Below are 13368 nucleotides of genomic sequence, written 5' to 3' on the forward strand. Positions count from 1 at the left end.
AATGCCTGGGATGAGTTCACGCCGTTCCTCGACTACGACGTCGAGATCCGGACGATGATCTGCTCCACGAACGCGATCGAGTCGCTGAACGCCCGTTATCGGCGGGCGATCCGCGCGCGGGCATTTCCCGACCGAGCAGGCCGCGATGAAGTGCCTGTACCTTGTGACCCGCAGCCTGGACCCCACCGGGACGGGCCGCGCTCGATGGACGATGCGCTGGAAGCCAGTGATCAACGCGTTTGCCATCACGTTCGGTGACCGCTGGCTGGGAGCCGAAACCTACTGATCAACAACGCCGGAAACACCGATCACGGGATAGACCCCCTGAGGACGAAGGATCGGCGTGACTGCTCAACGGTATGTCGAGTTGCTGAGCATGCTCGACGCTGAGAGCGGTGATCCGGCCGTGCTGCTGCGACGAGTGTGTGAACTGTGCGTCGAGGTGTGCGCGGTGTCCGGCGCCGCGATAGTCGTCCACGGTGATGGTGACGGCACTGCGCAAGCCCTCGCCTGCGCGACCGATCCGGTCATCCTTGTCATCGACGAGCTCCAGCGCACCGTCGGCGAAGGCCCCAGGACGGCGGCGCACACCCTGGGTGGCCCGGTGCTGGTCGCCGACCTGTCGACCGCGGGTACCCGCTGGCCCGCCTTCACCCCCGCGGCGCAGGCCTCCGGTGTGGCGGCGATGTTCTCGTTCCCGCTGCATGTCGGCGCGATCCGGATAGGCACGCTCGACCTCTACCGCGGCAGCGAGGGTTCCCTCGGCCGGGCGGAACTGAGGGACGCGCTGGCGCTGGCCGACATCGCCACCCACACGGTGCTCGACGATCTCGGCAGCCCGGACCCCATGGACGTCGGCTGGCTGTCCGACGTCCATGCCGTGGTGCACCAAGCCACCGGTGTCGTCACGGTCCAGCTGAACGTCTCCATGCACGACGCGTTGCTGCGCATCCGAGCCCACGCCTACGCTCACCAGACCCCCCTCGACGAGGTGTCCCGGCAAATCGTCGGCCGCCACCTCTACCTCGAGACAGGAGACTGACAGCATGTCAGAACAACCCCAGATCACTTCCCCGACGCGGGCCACCGCGGCGGTCACGGGCCGGGAGCAGCGGGTGGCCGACACCTTCGTCGCGCTGGCCGACACCCTGGTCGACGACTTCGACGTCCTGGAGTTCCTGCACATGCTGTGCGGCCAGTGCGTCGAACTGCTCGAGGTGTCCGCGGCCGGAGTGATCCTGGTCGACGAGCGCGGCGGACTCCGCATGGCAGCCGCATCCTCCGAACGGGCCGAACTGCTGGAAGTGTTCGCCGTGCAAACCGAGGACGGCCCCTGTATCGACTGCGTCCGCACCGGAGCGCCGAGTGCTAGCGCGGACATCGCCGCTGACGCCGCGCGATGGCCGCGTTTCGCCGCCGCTGCCCACGAGTGCGGGTTCCACGCCGTGCACGCGGTGCCGATGCGGCTCCGCCGTCAGGTCATCGGAGTGCTGACCCTGCTCAAGGCTGACAGCAACGGCGTTCACGACGCCAGCATCCGGCTGGGGCAAGCCCTGGCCGACGTCGCCACGATCGGCATGCTGCAACAGCAGGCCATCGGTAACGCCGACCTGCTCACCGAACAACTGCAGACAGCTCTCAACAGCCGAATCATCATCGAACAAGCCAAGGGAGTGCTCTCGGTCCACAGCGACAACCTGGACATGGACGCGGCATTCACCGCACTACGCGGCTACGCCCGTGCCCACAACCAACGTCTCTCCGACCTGGCCCGCGCGGTAGCGGACGGCACAGCGAACATCCCCGAAATCCTCGCCTACCACACCTGACCGTGGACGTCATGTCGCGGCTCGCCCCGCTCCTGGTGCCGGCGGAGAGCCGATCCGCCCGGATTCGGTCCGCGTAGCGCTCTGTGCCAACCGCTTCGGCGACGACCGGGACGTGTCCCGCGACAGCGGCAGTGGTGAAGCCTGCCCACCCAGTCGTCGAGGTAGGTCAAGCGACCGGGGGAGGACAGCGTCGTGGTGGTGAACATGATCGCGGTGACCGCGGGTCGCTGACCGTGGCGGACGAGGACGTCAGGATTTACGACCTCGCTGAGCCGACGGAAAGTGTTTGGTCGTACGAGAGAACCGGGTAGCCGAGGAGCGACCTGTGGGAAGTTCGGCGGTGAGGGTGGGGTGTATGGCTGTGGCGAAACGGCGTCTGGGTAGGACGACCATGGATGCGAAGTCGGCGCGTCGCATGGCGGTGACGTGGGATCTCTTCGGAGCTGCCTGGCTCATTTTGGGAGTAACCGATGTGGGGCCGATGGACTGGAGGAATTGGGTCAACGTCGGCCTCGGCACGATGTTGGTGCTGGGCAGTGGTTACTACTGGGTCGTGTTCCTGCGCCGGAACCGAAAGGACCCCTGAGCTGCCGGTATGGCGTCGCTGTCGGCGGCGAACAGCGCTGTCGTGATAACGAGCAGGGCGCGCAGGGCGAGGGTGACCTGGCGGGATGGGAGGCCGAACCGGTCCCACTGGGGTGGCGGAAGCTCTGCGGGGTGACCTGGTCGTCTACACCGAGACCGACCAGCTCATCAGGGCGTCGCGGGCGGACTCGGGGACGACCTCCAGCCGTGCCGTGTGCTGACCGAGACTCGAGCGAAGAGCCGGGTGAAACGCTCCACCGGGCCGTCCGGTGTAGGGGCTTCTCCGGTGAGCGAGTATGCGTTCGACCGTCTTGCCGTACCGCGTTATGGTCGGTGCCGTGCCGAGGCCGCCCTCGTCGCCACTTGACCCACGCGTGTTGCTGTCCCTGAGCAAGCCAGGACCACGAGGAGCATTTCCATGACGGTGACTCGTTTCGACTCGGTGGAACTTGTCGCGGTGGACGATGTCGTGCTTGATGATCTGGTCAGGGTGGCGGTCGAGGATGCCTCGGCCGACGACGTGACGCCGCCGCTGACTGCGGACGGCGCGTGGAGCGACGAGCGGATCGCCTGGCTGCGCGCCTATCATCGGGACCGTCGAGCCGGTCTGGCCGGGCTCTGCCGGGAACGTACCTGGGCGGTTCGTGCTGAAGGAATGATCGTGGGAGCGGTGCGCCTCGCCGTTGGCCCGAGCGGAGATGCGGCCGCGGAACTGGGGATCTGGCTTACACGATCGACTCGGGGCCGGGGCATCGGCGCTGAGGTGGTGCGTCTGCTGATCGATGAGGCGTCGGCGGCCGGTGTGGAGACGCTTAGTGCGTCGACTCGTGCGTCCAACCACGCCGCCCTGCGGATCCTCCGGTCCGCAGGCTTCACCACCGACCAGCCCAGTCCGGATGGAGCGGTCGAGGCGTGGCGAGCATCGTCACCGAGCGCTTCCGCCTGACCAATCGAGTTTCAGTCGGCCTGCAGCGTGGTCTAATGAGGCAGTTCTCGGGCTGGGGATGCGAGCCGTACGGGGCCTGTATGGGCGATGCGGCTTGGAGGTGCGGCTTTTCAAGGAACGCCGGGGCAATCGACAGCCGGGCTCCTGGGGGAGACAAATGACGACAGCGGCAGCGCCAAGCCCTGACGCTACTTGTCAGCGAGCTGCAGATGAGCTACAGCTCTCATGCCCCTCTGACGAGCACTGTGGTCGCTGGGTCGACGTCGTGGGCCCAGGCCAAGGTCGGTAACTCCGTTCCGGACAGCCCTGCGAGTTCTAAGGCGGCTTGCCCCGAAAGATGGGCGGACTTAATGGACTGCCCGTTGGCGACGGCGGCGTAGAACTGTGCGGCGTAGACGATGGCGTCCCCGTCCTCGATCTCAGCCCGGTGGTCGAGCGTGGGGTGTTGCCTGCGCTCGTGTCGTGGTCGCGGTTCGCGCTAGGTCAAGGGACGCGCTCGCCCTCGAACTCAGGTAAGCCCGCCACGTCCGACGACCGGCGCCTGCGCGCCGTCGTCGACAGGGCGAACTCTTGCCTGATGCGGTGCTAGCTGCCGGTTGTGCCGTCGAGCATCTCGCGCAGAATGTCCAGATGGCCGTTGTGGCGGGCCGTCTCCTCAGTGAGGTGGAGGAGGATCCAGCGCAGGTCGACGTGGAGGCCGTTGCGGACGGCTCGCTGGGCCTGCTTGTCCAGGCTGTTCCCTGCGACCAGTTCGCGGTGGTGGGCGCTCTGTTCGGCGTAGTCGTCGAGCACCTGCGTGAGCGGGGAGTCGACGGCGATACGCATCTCGCGGTCGGGGTCCTCGTCGGTCCAGGGGCCCCGGTCTTCCTCGCCGAGGAAGACCACTCGGAACCAGTAGTACTCGACCCAGCGGAGGTGATTGATCAGTCCGCTCATGGTCATCAGCGGCGAGCCCGGCAGAAGCGCCTTGCGCGCGTTCTCCTTTGAGACGCCAGCGCATTTGGCGCGAGCCGTGTCACGTGCGTAGTCGAAACGTGATGAGCTGGGTGCGTTCGTCCCACGCAGGCGGTGTGTCGTCGATTCTGGTCATCGTGCGAAGCATCTCCGATCGCCGCGCCGCCTGTCGAAGTATTTACCGGTGATCCCGGCGAACGGAGCGGCAAGCACGTCCGCGAACGCGTCGCCGTGCCACAACGCGAGCGCGTCACCGAGCGTGGCGGTGGCACGTTCGGGCTCGTCCGCCAGAAGCTCACGCCTGCCGTGCGCGGCCAGGACCTCGAACCGGTGCGCGTCCACGCTGTCGGCGGGCAGGGCGAGCCGATAACCTGCCACAGGCGACTTCCCGCTTCGGCAGCGAAAGCCGAAGCAGGAACTCGGGCCTCTTCGGGTTCGCGCTGCCCCGACAGTCTCAGGTGACTCTGCTCGGCAGTGCGCATGCGGCGAGCAGCGCCGCGATTATCCACGCCGTCGGGCCCACGCCCCACCACGTGGACAGGGCACCCGCGGTGACAGCACCGATCGTCTGAGCGCCGTAGAGCACGACGATGTACAGCGCCACCGCCCGAGACCGCAGCGAAAGGGCCACCGTCGCCTGCAGGAAGGCGTTGTTGACCGTGACCATCGACGCCTGCGTGGCACCGAATACGAGGCCTGCCAGCCCGACCTGCGCAGCCTCGCGGGGTAGGAGATCACGTTGTCCGCGCGCGGCGGCTCTCGCCCCATTTGCGGGTGATGAGGTCGCTGATCCGGGCTGGGGGAGGGTTTGGCGGACATGGCGTCACGGGCAATGAACTCACGGTCCGGGCGCCGTAGTGACGTGGCTGGTGCGCGGCACGGTGAGGTAGCCAGCGGTATCCAAGGGCCGGTCGGTGAAGAAACGCCGTGCCAGGTCGGCGACGTCGCCGGCGCGTTCGAGCACGACCCAGTGGTCGGCGTCCTTGATTGTGCGGAAGTGGCTGCCGGGAATGGTCGCGGCGAAAGCGCGTTGGCGGGCGGGTGAGCTGATGGTGTCGTGTTCGCCGGTGAACACGAGCGTCGGCACGCCGGTGAGACCCCCGGAGAACGAGTGGTCGCTAAGCAGAGCGCGGCGTAGATAGTCCATCAGGTTCGGGGTGGTCGTCGCGGCGTGCAGCATCGACCGCCTGACATACCGGTATACCAGGTCCCGCCGCGGGATGTAACGCTCTTGGTCGAGGCAGAGCTGTGCTTCGGTGGCCGCAGTGGCGAACTCGGCAATGCGACCGGCGGCAAGATGCTCGGCCGCCCGGCGTACCCGGTCACGCTGCGCCGCGGTGGTGTGCGGCACAGCACCACCGAGGGCCAGCCGGGCGACGAGCTGTGGCCTGCGTTGCGCGCACCGGAAGACCATCTCTGCGCCGTAGGAAAAGCCAAACAAGTTGACCCGTGGTTCGCCGAGGTCGTCGAGTATCCGGTCGATAGCTGTGCACAGCAGGTCGGTGCCCCGCTCGGCGGGTAGTGGATCGGCATCGCCCATGCCGGGCAGGTCCGCGGTGATCACCGACGCCGCCGGCGCGATCCGATCGTCCATGCTGGGCCAACCGAACATGCCCTGCAGGCCACCGCCGATCACGATGACCGGTTCGGTCTCCGGGGCGGGGTGCCGGAGCAGGCGGTAGGCGAACTGCACGTGGTCAACCGACAGCCGGCGGATGATCTCCTCAGGCATGATCCGTCTCCTTCGGGAAGCAGCGCGCCGCGTCAGCAGGTGCGGGTCAGCACGAGTGCGGCGTTGTGCCCGCCGAAGCCCATCGACGTCTTTACCGCGCAGTCGAACGACGCCGGACGGGCTTCTTTGGCGATCACGTCGATCGGGATGCGGAGGTCACGCGTCTGGAGATTGCCGGTGGGAGGCACCAGCTGGTGTTGCAGGGCGAGCGCGGTCAGGGCGGTTTCGATCCCGCCTGCCGCCCCCAGGGTGTGGCCGGTCATCGCCTTGGTGGAGGTCACCAGCGGTCGGTCGCCGAGCACACGGTGCAGAACGGTGCCTTCGGTCAGGTCATTGATCACGGTCGACGTGCCATGGGCGTTGACGTGCCCGATCTCGGCCGGGTCGATGTCCGCGTCCGCCAGCGCTGCCCGCAAGGCATCTTCGATGCCCGCGCCGTCGGGGGAGGGCGCGACCGCCGAGTACGCGTCGCTCGATGCCCCATACCCGGCGATCCCCGCCCGCACACGAGCGCCGCGGGCCCTGGCATGGTCCTCTCGCTCGAGAACCAGAAGACCGGCTCCCTCCCCGACAACGAAACCGTCACGGTCCGCGTCAAACGGACGACAGGCGGTCGCCGGGTCGTCCCGGCGGGTCGACACCGCCCTCAACTGACAGGCACTGGCGATCAGCAGCCGCGAACACACCGACTCCGCGCCGCCAGCGATCGCGATATCGCACGCACCGGAGCGAAGCAGCTGCAGGGCCGTCCCGATCGCCACGGTGCCGGACGAACACGCTGTCGCCACCGCGAGGCTCGGTCCTCGAACACCGAGGTCCAGGCAGACACTGCTGGCGGCGCTGTTCAACGTGGTCATCGGAGCGAGCTTCGGCGAGACGCGACGCGCGCCCTTCTCCGCGAGCACCGCGGCCTGCTCGTCGTAGAAGGGAAGACCGCCGTGCGCTGAGCCGATGACCACGGCCACCCGGCCGGCGTCCCAGGCTGACGCGTCCAGACTGGCATCGGCCACCGCTTCACGGGCCGCGATCACTGCCAGTTGAGAGAAACGGTCCATCATGCGCAAGGCGGGCAGACCCAAGAGCGCCTGGGTGTCCAGCCCGCCGATCGTGTACATGAAATCGCAGGACAACCCGGCGAGTTCGTTCCGGCGGCGCACGGCCGGAGCGGCCTCCGCTGTCGTCACGCCACGCCAAGTGGCATCGACGCCGACTCCGGCCGCTGTGACCAGACCCAGGCCGGTCACGGCCGCAGTGAGCCGACCCGATAACCGCCCCATCACTCCGCCACCTTGCTCTGCACGGCCTTGGTCAACTGGTTCACCGTCTCCCGCGACGTCAGCTGAACATCCTCGAGATCGATCAGCCACCGTTCCTCGATGAGCAGCCGCAATTCCTCCAGGGCAAGAGAGTCCAAGCCCAGGTCATGCAAAGGGGCCTCCGGCTCGACGGCGGATCGCGGGACACCGAACTTCTCGACGAGCAACAGCGTGACACCATTCGTCACATCCACGTGGTCATACTCCTATTCGGGACCAAGGCCAGCGAACCGCTCGAGCGTGCCCGGTGCCACCGAGCCGACGTCAATAGCACACCGAACGTGGCTACCTCGAGTCGTTGCACCGCCTGCATCATTCACGGCGAATTTCTGTTCGTGATCAACGAGTACGGATGATGTTTTCACGCCATCGAATCAACTCTGGCGAAAGTGCGCGGCACGGCGAAGCGATCACAGGCGGGACAGGGCTCGATGTTCACGATGGGGAGAGCGGGCGGACATCTGGACGGTAATGCAAAGGGGTTAAGAGGGCATGTCCCTGAATGGCAGCGATAGAGACTTGCTGCCGAACATGATGCCTCATGAACATTCCCGTCGCGCAGGGGGTGTCACGCTCCTGAAGACAACATCAACTATCCAGGCCATGCAGCGGGCGGATATTTTAACTCAAGAATCACGCACCTTGTGGCTGAGCAACGTCATGTTGACACCATCGGCTGGTTTCAGGAGTTCCTGGACCCTGTCTTTCGCGGGCGCACAACACGATGGCCGACGCTGTCTGTACTTCAGAAGCCTGGTAGGAAAGGGAAAACTGGCCCATCTTGGTGTTGCCGAGAGACGTCAGTCCAGTCGTGGCCTTCAGAAGCTCAACCGAAGATTGGACTCTATCGAGTGAGAAGGAAGACTGGCTCGCTGCGTCGCGACAAGCAAGCACGTGTCGCGTCATTCCTTCTGCCATCGCTCCAGAACAGGATGGCCGATTGGCACGGGCCGGACGAGCGCGAGCGAGAGTTGTGGGTATGTGCCCTGGTCGCGTTTCTCGCGCACAGCTTCGTCCCCGGTAGCTTTGTCACGCGACACTGCTGTCGTGTCGGTCAATGCCGACTCAATCATTTCCAGGCCCCGGGTGAGCAGCCTGTTTCCGGTGTCGAATCTGGGTGTCACGTAAAGGCCGGGGAACCCGCGAGCAGGCTAACCGGTGCCCAGGCGCGTGGCAGTTCACCGACGAAGCTCTCGGCGCCAGCGTGACGCCGCTTGTCCCTGATGCCGCACCGAGTGACCCTCATTGGTGTCATTTAGGCGTGCACGCGGTTCACCTTTCCGGTGTGCGGGCACCCGCGAAGATCCACAACGCGCTGAACCCAAGAGGGCCATATGCGGCAGAAGGATCCGAAGAGCGTGGACGTGCTGGGCGTCGCGTTTCCCGCGCCGTCGCGGGCGCTGGGGCGTGTCGCCAGGGGACTGGCGGGGCTCGCGCTCGTGCCGTGGGACGGCATTCGCGCCAGGGGAGCCCGGCGTGCGGTTTGGTCGTGCCCGGGAAAGCTCTACATCGAGACACACGGTGTGCAGGGCCCGGACGGTGCCCGGGTCGCCCAGCGTGTGGAACGAGCGGTGGCGAGCATTCCCGGCGTGCGATGGGCCCAGGTGAACGCGCCGACATCACGAGTGGTCATCGCGGTGGCAGATTTGGCACCACGCCGGCTGGAGCTGATCCGGGCCGTCGAACGAGCCGAGGCACGACCGTCCTGCGAGACCACGCGGACCGAGGAAGACGAACTCCACCACCCGGCCGACGGGGTAACGGCGACCCGGCTGCCGTCCACGCTGGCTGCCGACGTCGCGGGCCTGGCGCTGTCGATGGCGTCGAAACTCATGCCGTGGGCGCCGCTGCCCTCGGAGGCCGCCGCGCTGTTGTCGCTCGTGGATCTGCATCCACGACTCCGTGCGCTGGCGGATCGGAAACTGCACGGGCGCGAGCGGGCGGACTCGGCTACCTCGATCGGGACGGCAGTGATCCACGGCCTGGCGGCGGGAACTGAGGGAACCGTGCTGGGCATCGTGGTCCGCAGTACGCAGTGGCGGGAAGCCAAGGCGCACCAGCGGGCTTGGTGCGCGGCGGAGACACGGCTGGTCCGGCAGCGCGAGCACGCCGGCGCGGAGCCTGTGGAGGGGGAACGACCGTGGCCGCTGCCGGAGAGTGCCGCGGACCGGCACGCGCGACGATCCATCACGGTCGGCGCGGCGGCCGCTGCGGCGACCCTGCCGTTCGGCGGACCGAGGCGCGCCGCCGCGATCGGGATTGCCGCGCTGCATTGGCGTCGCAGCCGGTGATCGAGCAGGCCAAGGGCATGATCATGTTGTTGCGGAACTGGAGTGCCGATCAGGCGTTCGCCGCGCTGCGGCATGTCTCCCAGCACGCCAACGTCAAGCTGCACGACGTCGCGGCCGTGGTTGTGGCCGCCGGCACCACCGCTGAATCCTCAGACGTGGACCACGTAGTCACGCAACTGGTGCTGTACGAAGTCCGCCTCCACGTTCTGGGCGCGGGTTTCGGCCCCGGACGCCCCCGCGTACCCCGGCCCCGCTGATGCTCGGCGTCCCGCCGGCTCGCTGCTGAACCGGCAGGACGACGAACCATCGCGTGCTGCTCCGACGGTTCACCTCCGGGGTTCCGCAGCCTCACGGGGATAATTCCAACCGTCATGCGAACGCGGAGTGGTCAGCCGGGGATGTCGCTGGGGTCGTGGCCGTAGGTGTTGCGTTGGCCGATCTGGCCGTCCTTGTTCTTGATGAAGTGCTCGGCCTCCGTTCCCGCGCCATCTCCCGGCCCTTCTCGACCGCCTCAATCTTCGTTTCATGAGTACTGGCCGCACGGGTGCTGCCCTCGACCTTGTTCTTCCACTGGCCGCCCTCGAAGTAGGTTTCGATGTCGCCCTCCACCGTGGTGCTCCTTCCACACGACGTCACTGACACCCCGGATACCCCGTTTGGTGGCCGTCCGAACAGCGCCCGGTCGGCTCTCGCCGGTACGAACCGGGCAGATGTGTACCCGGTCCGCTGCCCCCGGCCTGGACCTCGCCCCGTGAAGCCGGACCGTCGGGCACACCTTCCCCTTCCGTCGCCGAGGGCGTGCCCTGTTCAGCGGGGAGGGGTGATGGCCGCGGCGTTGAGGGCGGCGGTCTGGTCGGGATGCACGGTGAACAGGTTCAGCAGGCCCATCAGTTCCAGCGGCCGCCGCACGATCCGCGGGCCGGGGACCAGAAGCAGCTGCACGTTCGCCTCGCTCGCCCGGGTGTGGAGCGCGACCAGCTCGGTGATCCCGGCTGTGGCGAGGAACGTGACCCCGGACAGGTCCACGACTAGAGAGGTGGTGTCCGGCCCGGGCTCCGCCGCCACTGCGTTCGTCAAGCGTGGCGTGGTCGCCATGTCCAGCTCGCCGGCGACGTCGACGACCACGCGCCCGTCGCCGAGTGGGGTCACGCTCACCTCGAACGCGTTCCCGCCGGCCGCGGCGGTCCGTGCGGCCACCTCGCGATGTTCTTCCGTGCTCATCTCGACCTCCTCTGCGGGACACCCAGCCCGCTGCCGCTTGTGACAACCGTTGACGGTAGCCGAGGTGCCGTGGCCCGCCACTCATGATCACCTGCACCCGAGCGCTGGGGGTTTGCGCGGAGCCGAGGGGTGGAATTCGGGAGCGCGGATCGTTTGTCGCTGGGGGTGAGCGGTCCGGGCCCGTCAGTCCAGCAGCGGGCTGGCGGGGCGCCCAGCCTTCCTGGCGCCCGGCCGGGACTGCTAGTCGCCGAACCCGGCTCCGAGGTTCCGCCGCTGGACTTCGTGCCGCACCCGCCGCGCGACGTTCCCGGTGACGCCGGAGGACTCGGCCCTGGTGCCGGAGGCGACGACCACGGCCGCGACGTCATGGAGCTTGACGTTGGCGTGCTGAGAGACCTCGCGTAACGCGGCGAACGCCTGGTCGGCGTTCAAGTCCCGGAGCATCATGATCATCCCTTTGGCCTGCTCGATCACCGGCTGCGAGGCCAGCGCGGTGTGGAGGTGATCGATCGCGGCCTGCAGGTCGGCCGGTTCGTTGGACGTACTCACCCCCCGAATTCTTCCGCATGGATGCTCGGCACAACCAGGATGTACCCGGCACGGATGCGATAACGGTGGCTGGCGCGAAAGCGACGGGACCTGCTCGGACCGGCCCTGCATACGGACGACGCGGTGATCGTGGACCTGTCGGCGGTAACGTACCCCGTCCAAGCCCTACGCCGTGTTTGGCGCGGTTGTCGGCGTCGCGATGATCATCTTCGATCTGGTGCGGTTCCCGCTGCGCGAGCCGTTCATCTGGCTCTGGCTGGCCGTCGCGGTGGGTGTCGTGGGCTTCAGCCTGTGGGCGGCGTTTGCCAAGCGCGGCGCCGAGAAAGTGGTTGTCGAAGATCGCCCGCAGTCGGATTCCTGAGTGGTACGTCCGAATTCGGTCAGTCCGTCTGATCGTCGGCAAGTGCTCGCGTCGCGGCCCCCGGAGGTCACCGGCCCGAGCAAGCGATAGGCACGTCATGCAGGCGAAACCCCATTGCTTGGTCAGAGCTTGACGGCGTGTCGATGCAGAGTTGCAGAGCATCGGCTTGGCCGCGTTGGCCGAGTGCTCGTCGACTTCGATGAGGTTGTGTGCAGGGTTTCGGGGTGATTGTCGCCCAGGATGCGGCGAAGCCGGTTCCGGCTCAGCCCAGCACCGTGCCCGAGTTCGCGGTGTTTCGGCTGCGCTTACGAGAGAACGCACACAGGTCGATCTCCAGGCCGGTGCGCGGGGCCCGGAACCGGACGGGCGACGCGTCGTGGTCGACGCCGTTCTCCACCTGGTTGATCAGCTCCGTCATCAGCTGCCCCACGACCGGCGCGTTCTTGAACTGGTTGCCGCTCGTTCCGATCGCGACGTAGAAGCCCTCGAGTTCGGTGCGGTCGTAGATCGGCGTCCAATCGTCGGTGACGTCGTAAACGCCCACCACGCCGCGCGCCCGGTTGGGCACCGCCAGATCGGGCAACCGCCGCGCGGCCCGCGTCACCTGAGCCTCGAAGACTGCGGCCGTCGGGTGGATGTCGACAGTGTCCGGGTCGTCGGTCCACTGCAACGGGTCACACTCCGGTTCCGTTCCGCCGACGAGCAGGCCCCCTCCTGCTTCACTGCGGAAATAGGTGCCCAGGTCCATGTCCGCCACCACGGGCCCGCCGTAGCCCTCCGGGACCGGCACGTGCGCCACTTCCTGCCTCATCGGGCGCACCCCGGCCGTGAAGTCGGAACCCACGCCGGCCAGCCGATTCACCGCGCCCGACCACGGACCGGCCACGTTGACCACGACGGCACAGGGAATCCGGGTGCCGTCCGACAGCCGCACCGACGTCACGCGCCCGCCGGCCTTCTCCACTGCTGTCACCGTGCTGCGAAAGCGAAACTCCGCCCCGGACGCCGAGGCAGCGGCGGCGAGGTTCACGGCGGCGAGGCTCGGGTCCGAGACGTAACCGGCGTCCGGCGTGTACACGCCACCGAGCGAGTGCTTTGCGTTCTCCCAGAATTCGTCCTCGTCGAGCCGCTTCGGCGGCCAATAGCGGCCGGCGTCGATACCCGGAACGCGCTCGGCCAAGGTCGCGCTGTCCCATTCCTCGTAGGGAACACCGATCTCATCGAACAGCGGAAGCCATGACGTACGCGGAGCCGCCTCAACGTCCAGCATGACCAACCCGCTCTTGCGGAACATCGCGAGGTCGCCGACGTCGTGCCCGAGGTGGCCGGCCCAGTCGAGCCAGCCGAAATGTGCCTCCCACGCCGTCGTCACCCCGGCGGTGGTAGAAAAGTTGAACCGGACGATCGCACTCGATGCCGAGGTCGATCCCTGGCCAGCTCCTGGGGCCCGATCGAGCACGATCACCCGGTGCCCTGCCCGGGCAAGCTCAAGGGCGATCGACGAACCGATCACCCCTGCCCCGATCACGACCACGTCGGCACTCATACGTCGCCCTCTCTCCTGAGGCACATCCGGTGATCGCG

Annotated in this window: 16 protein-coding genes and 1 pseudogene; 7 read left to right on the forward strand and 10 right to left on the reverse strand. The window is 67.3% G+C overall.

What is annotated here, in order from left to right:
- The 4 genes and pseudogenes from ACZ5IK_RS37365 to ACZ5IK_RS37380 form a co-directional block, all read left to right on the forward strand.
- Positions 1 to 286 (forward strand): annotated as a pseudogene (locus ACZ5IK_RS37365) (transposase); the annotation flags it as partial.
- A 57-nt stretch (positions 287 to 343) separates the two neighbouring features.
- Positions 344 to 1042 carry a GAF and ANTAR domain-containing protein gene (locus tag ACZ5IK_RS37370; protein WP_465491987.1) on the forward strand — a complete coding sequence of 233 codons (699 nt, stop codon included), beginning with the start codon at positions 344 to 346 and terminating at the stop codon, positions 1040 to 1042.
- Positions 1043 to 1046: 4 nt separating this feature from the next.
- Complete coding sequence (locus tag ACZ5IK_RS37375; RefSeq protein WP_465491988.1) at positions 1047 to 1829, forward strand: GAF and ANTAR domain-containing protein; 783 nt, start codon at positions 1047 to 1049, stop codon at positions 1827 to 1829.
- A 1003-nt stretch (positions 1830 to 2832) separates the two neighbouring features.
- Positions 2833 to 3360, forward strand: coding sequence for a GNAT family N-acetyltransferase (locus tag ACZ5IK_RS37380; protein ID WP_465491989.1), 528 nt, complete (start codon positions 2833 to 2835; stop codon positions 3358 to 3360).
- A gap of 585 nt (positions 3361 to 3945) precedes the next feature.
- On the opposite strand, the gene ACZ5IK_RS37385 is transcribed toward ACZ5IK_RS37380, so the two are convergent.
- From ACZ5IK_RS37385 to ACZ5IK_RS37410, 6 genes are all read right to left on the reverse strand, one after another.
- Positions 3946 to 4425 (reverse strand): DinB family protein, encoded by a 480-nt coding sequence (locus tag ACZ5IK_RS37385; protein ID WP_465492114.1) that lies wholly within the window; start codon positions 4423 to 4425, stop codon positions 3946 to 3948.
- A gap of 21 nt (positions 4426 to 4446) precedes the next feature.
- The gene (locus tag ACZ5IK_RS37390) at positions 4447 to 4692 is read right to left on the reverse strand and encodes a BTAD domain-containing putative transcriptional regulator (protein ID WP_465491990.1); all 246 of its coding nucleotides are present in this window, start codon (positions 4690 to 4692) and stop codon (positions 4447 to 4449) included.
- A 76-nt stretch (positions 4693 to 4768) separates the two neighbouring features.
- Complete coding sequence (locus ACZ5IK_RS37395) at positions 4769 to 4981, reverse strand: hypothetical protein (RefSeq protein WP_465491991.1); 213 nt, start codon at positions 4979 to 4981, stop codon at positions 4769 to 4771.
- 171 nt (positions 4982 to 5152) lie between these two features.
- The gene (locus tag ACZ5IK_RS37400; RefSeq protein WP_465491992.1) at positions 5153 to 6046 is read right to left on the reverse strand and encodes an alpha/beta fold hydrolase; all 894 of its coding nucleotides are present in this window, start codon (positions 6044 to 6046) and stop codon (positions 5153 to 5155) included.
- A 32-nt stretch (positions 6047 to 6078) separates the two neighbouring features.
- Positions 6079 to 7290 carry a beta-ketoacyl-[acyl-carrier-protein] synthase family protein gene (locus ACZ5IK_RS37405; RefSeq protein ID WP_465491993.1) on the reverse strand — a complete coding sequence of 404 codons (1212 nt, stop codon included), beginning with the start codon at positions 7288 to 7290 and terminating at the stop codon, positions 6079 to 6081.
- Between the two features lie 32 nt (positions 7291 to 7322).
- Positions 7323 to 7556 (reverse strand): phosphopantetheine-binding protein, encoded by a 234-nt coding sequence (locus ACZ5IK_RS37410; protein ID WP_465491994.1) that lies wholly within the window; start codon positions 7554 to 7556, stop codon positions 7323 to 7325.
- 1140 nt (positions 7557 to 8696) lie between these two features.
- Here ACZ5IK_RS37410 and ACZ5IK_RS37415 point away from each other — a divergent pair.
- Entirely contained in the window at positions 8697 to 9653 is a 957-nt protein-coding gene (locus tag ACZ5IK_RS37415; RefSeq protein ID WP_465491995.1) for a heavy-metal-associated domain-containing protein, read from the forward strand.
- On the forward strand, positions 9650 to 9910 hold the full coding sequence (locus ACZ5IK_RS37420; RefSeq protein WP_465491996.1) for an ANTAR domain-containing protein: 261 nt from the start codon (positions 9650 to 9652) through the stop codon (positions 9908 to 9910). Before ACZ5IK_RS37415 ends, ACZ5IK_RS37420 begins: the two co-directional genes overlap by 4 nt.
- 112 nt (positions 9911 to 10022) lie before the next feature.
- Here ACZ5IK_RS37420 and ACZ5IK_RS37425 read toward each other — a convergent pair whose 3' ends face one another.
- From ACZ5IK_RS37425 to ACZ5IK_RS37435, 3 genes are all read right to left on the reverse strand, one after another.
- Positions 10023 to 10295, reverse strand: a complete 273-nt coding sequence (locus ACZ5IK_RS37425) for a DUF2188 domain-containing protein (protein WP_465491997.1) — start codon at positions 10293 to 10295, stop codon at positions 10023 to 10025.
- A gap of 165 nt (positions 10296 to 10460) precedes the next feature.
- On the reverse strand, positions 10461 to 10874 hold the full coding sequence (locus tag ACZ5IK_RS37430) for an STAS domain-containing protein (RefSeq protein ID WP_465491998.1): 414 nt from the start codon (positions 10872 to 10874) through the stop codon (positions 10461 to 10463).
- A 240-nt stretch (positions 10875 to 11114) separates the two neighbouring features.
- Positions 11115 to 11423 (reverse strand): ANTAR domain-containing protein, encoded by a 309-nt coding sequence (locus tag ACZ5IK_RS37435; protein WP_465491999.1) that lies wholly within the window; start codon positions 11421 to 11423, stop codon positions 11115 to 11117.
- 199 nt (positions 11424 to 11622) lie between these two features.
- On the opposite strand from ACZ5IK_RS37435, the gene ACZ5IK_RS37440 reads away from it, so the two are divergent.
- Positions 11623 to 11784 carry a hypothetical protein gene (locus ACZ5IK_RS37440; protein ID WP_465492000.1) on the forward strand — a complete coding sequence of 54 codons (162 nt, stop codon included), beginning with the start codon at positions 11623 to 11625 and terminating at the stop codon, positions 11782 to 11784.
- A 262-nt stretch (positions 11785 to 12046) separates the two neighbouring features.
- On the opposite strand, the gene ACZ5IK_RS37445 is transcribed toward ACZ5IK_RS37440, so the two are convergent.
- A complete protein-coding gene (locus tag ACZ5IK_RS37445) occupies positions 12047 to 13330 on the reverse strand; it encodes an NAD(P)/FAD-dependent oxidoreductase (protein ID WP_465492001.1) in 1284 nt (427 codons plus the stop codon).
- Positions 13331 to 13368 lie beyond the last annotated feature (38 nt).

The sequence above is a fragment of the Amycolatopsis sp. NPDC031561 genome, assembly GCF_055580625.1.

Bases quoted from the DNA above. Each gene is read 5' to 3' on its own strand.
- ACZ5IK_RS37395 (WP_465491991.1), bottom strand. From the start codon at position 4,981: ATGGTCACGGTCAACAACGCCTTCCTGCAGGCGACGGTGGCCCTTTCG.
- ACZ5IK_RS37445 (WP_465492001.1), bottom strand. From the start codon at position 13,330: ATGAGTGCCGACGTGGTCGTGATCGGGGCAGGGGTGATCGGTTCGTCG.
- ACZ5IK_RS37440 (WP_465492000.1), top strand. From the start codon at position 11,623: ATGATCATCTTCGATCTGGTGCGGTTCCCGCTGCGCGAGCCGTTCATC.
- ACZ5IK_RS37375 (WP_465491988.1), top strand. From the start codon at position 1,047: ATGTCAGAACAACCCCAGATCACTTCCCCGACGCGGGCCACCGCGGCG.
- ACZ5IK_RS37400 (WP_465491992.1), bottom strand. From the start codon at position 6,046: ATGCCTGAGGAGATCATCCGCCGGCTGTCGGTTGACCACGTGCAGTTC.
- ACZ5IK_RS37430 (WP_465491998.1), bottom strand. From the start codon at position 10,874: ATGAGCACGGAAGAACATCGCGAGGTGGCCGCACGGACCGCCGCGGCC.
- ACZ5IK_RS37415 (WP_465491995.1), top strand. From the start codon at position 8,697: ATGCGGCAGAAGGATCCGAAGAGCGTGGACGTGCTGGGCGTCGCGTTT.
- ACZ5IK_RS37380 (WP_465491989.1), top strand. From the start codon at position 2,833: ATGACGGTGACTCGTTTCGACTCGGTGGAACTTGTCGCGGTGGACGAT.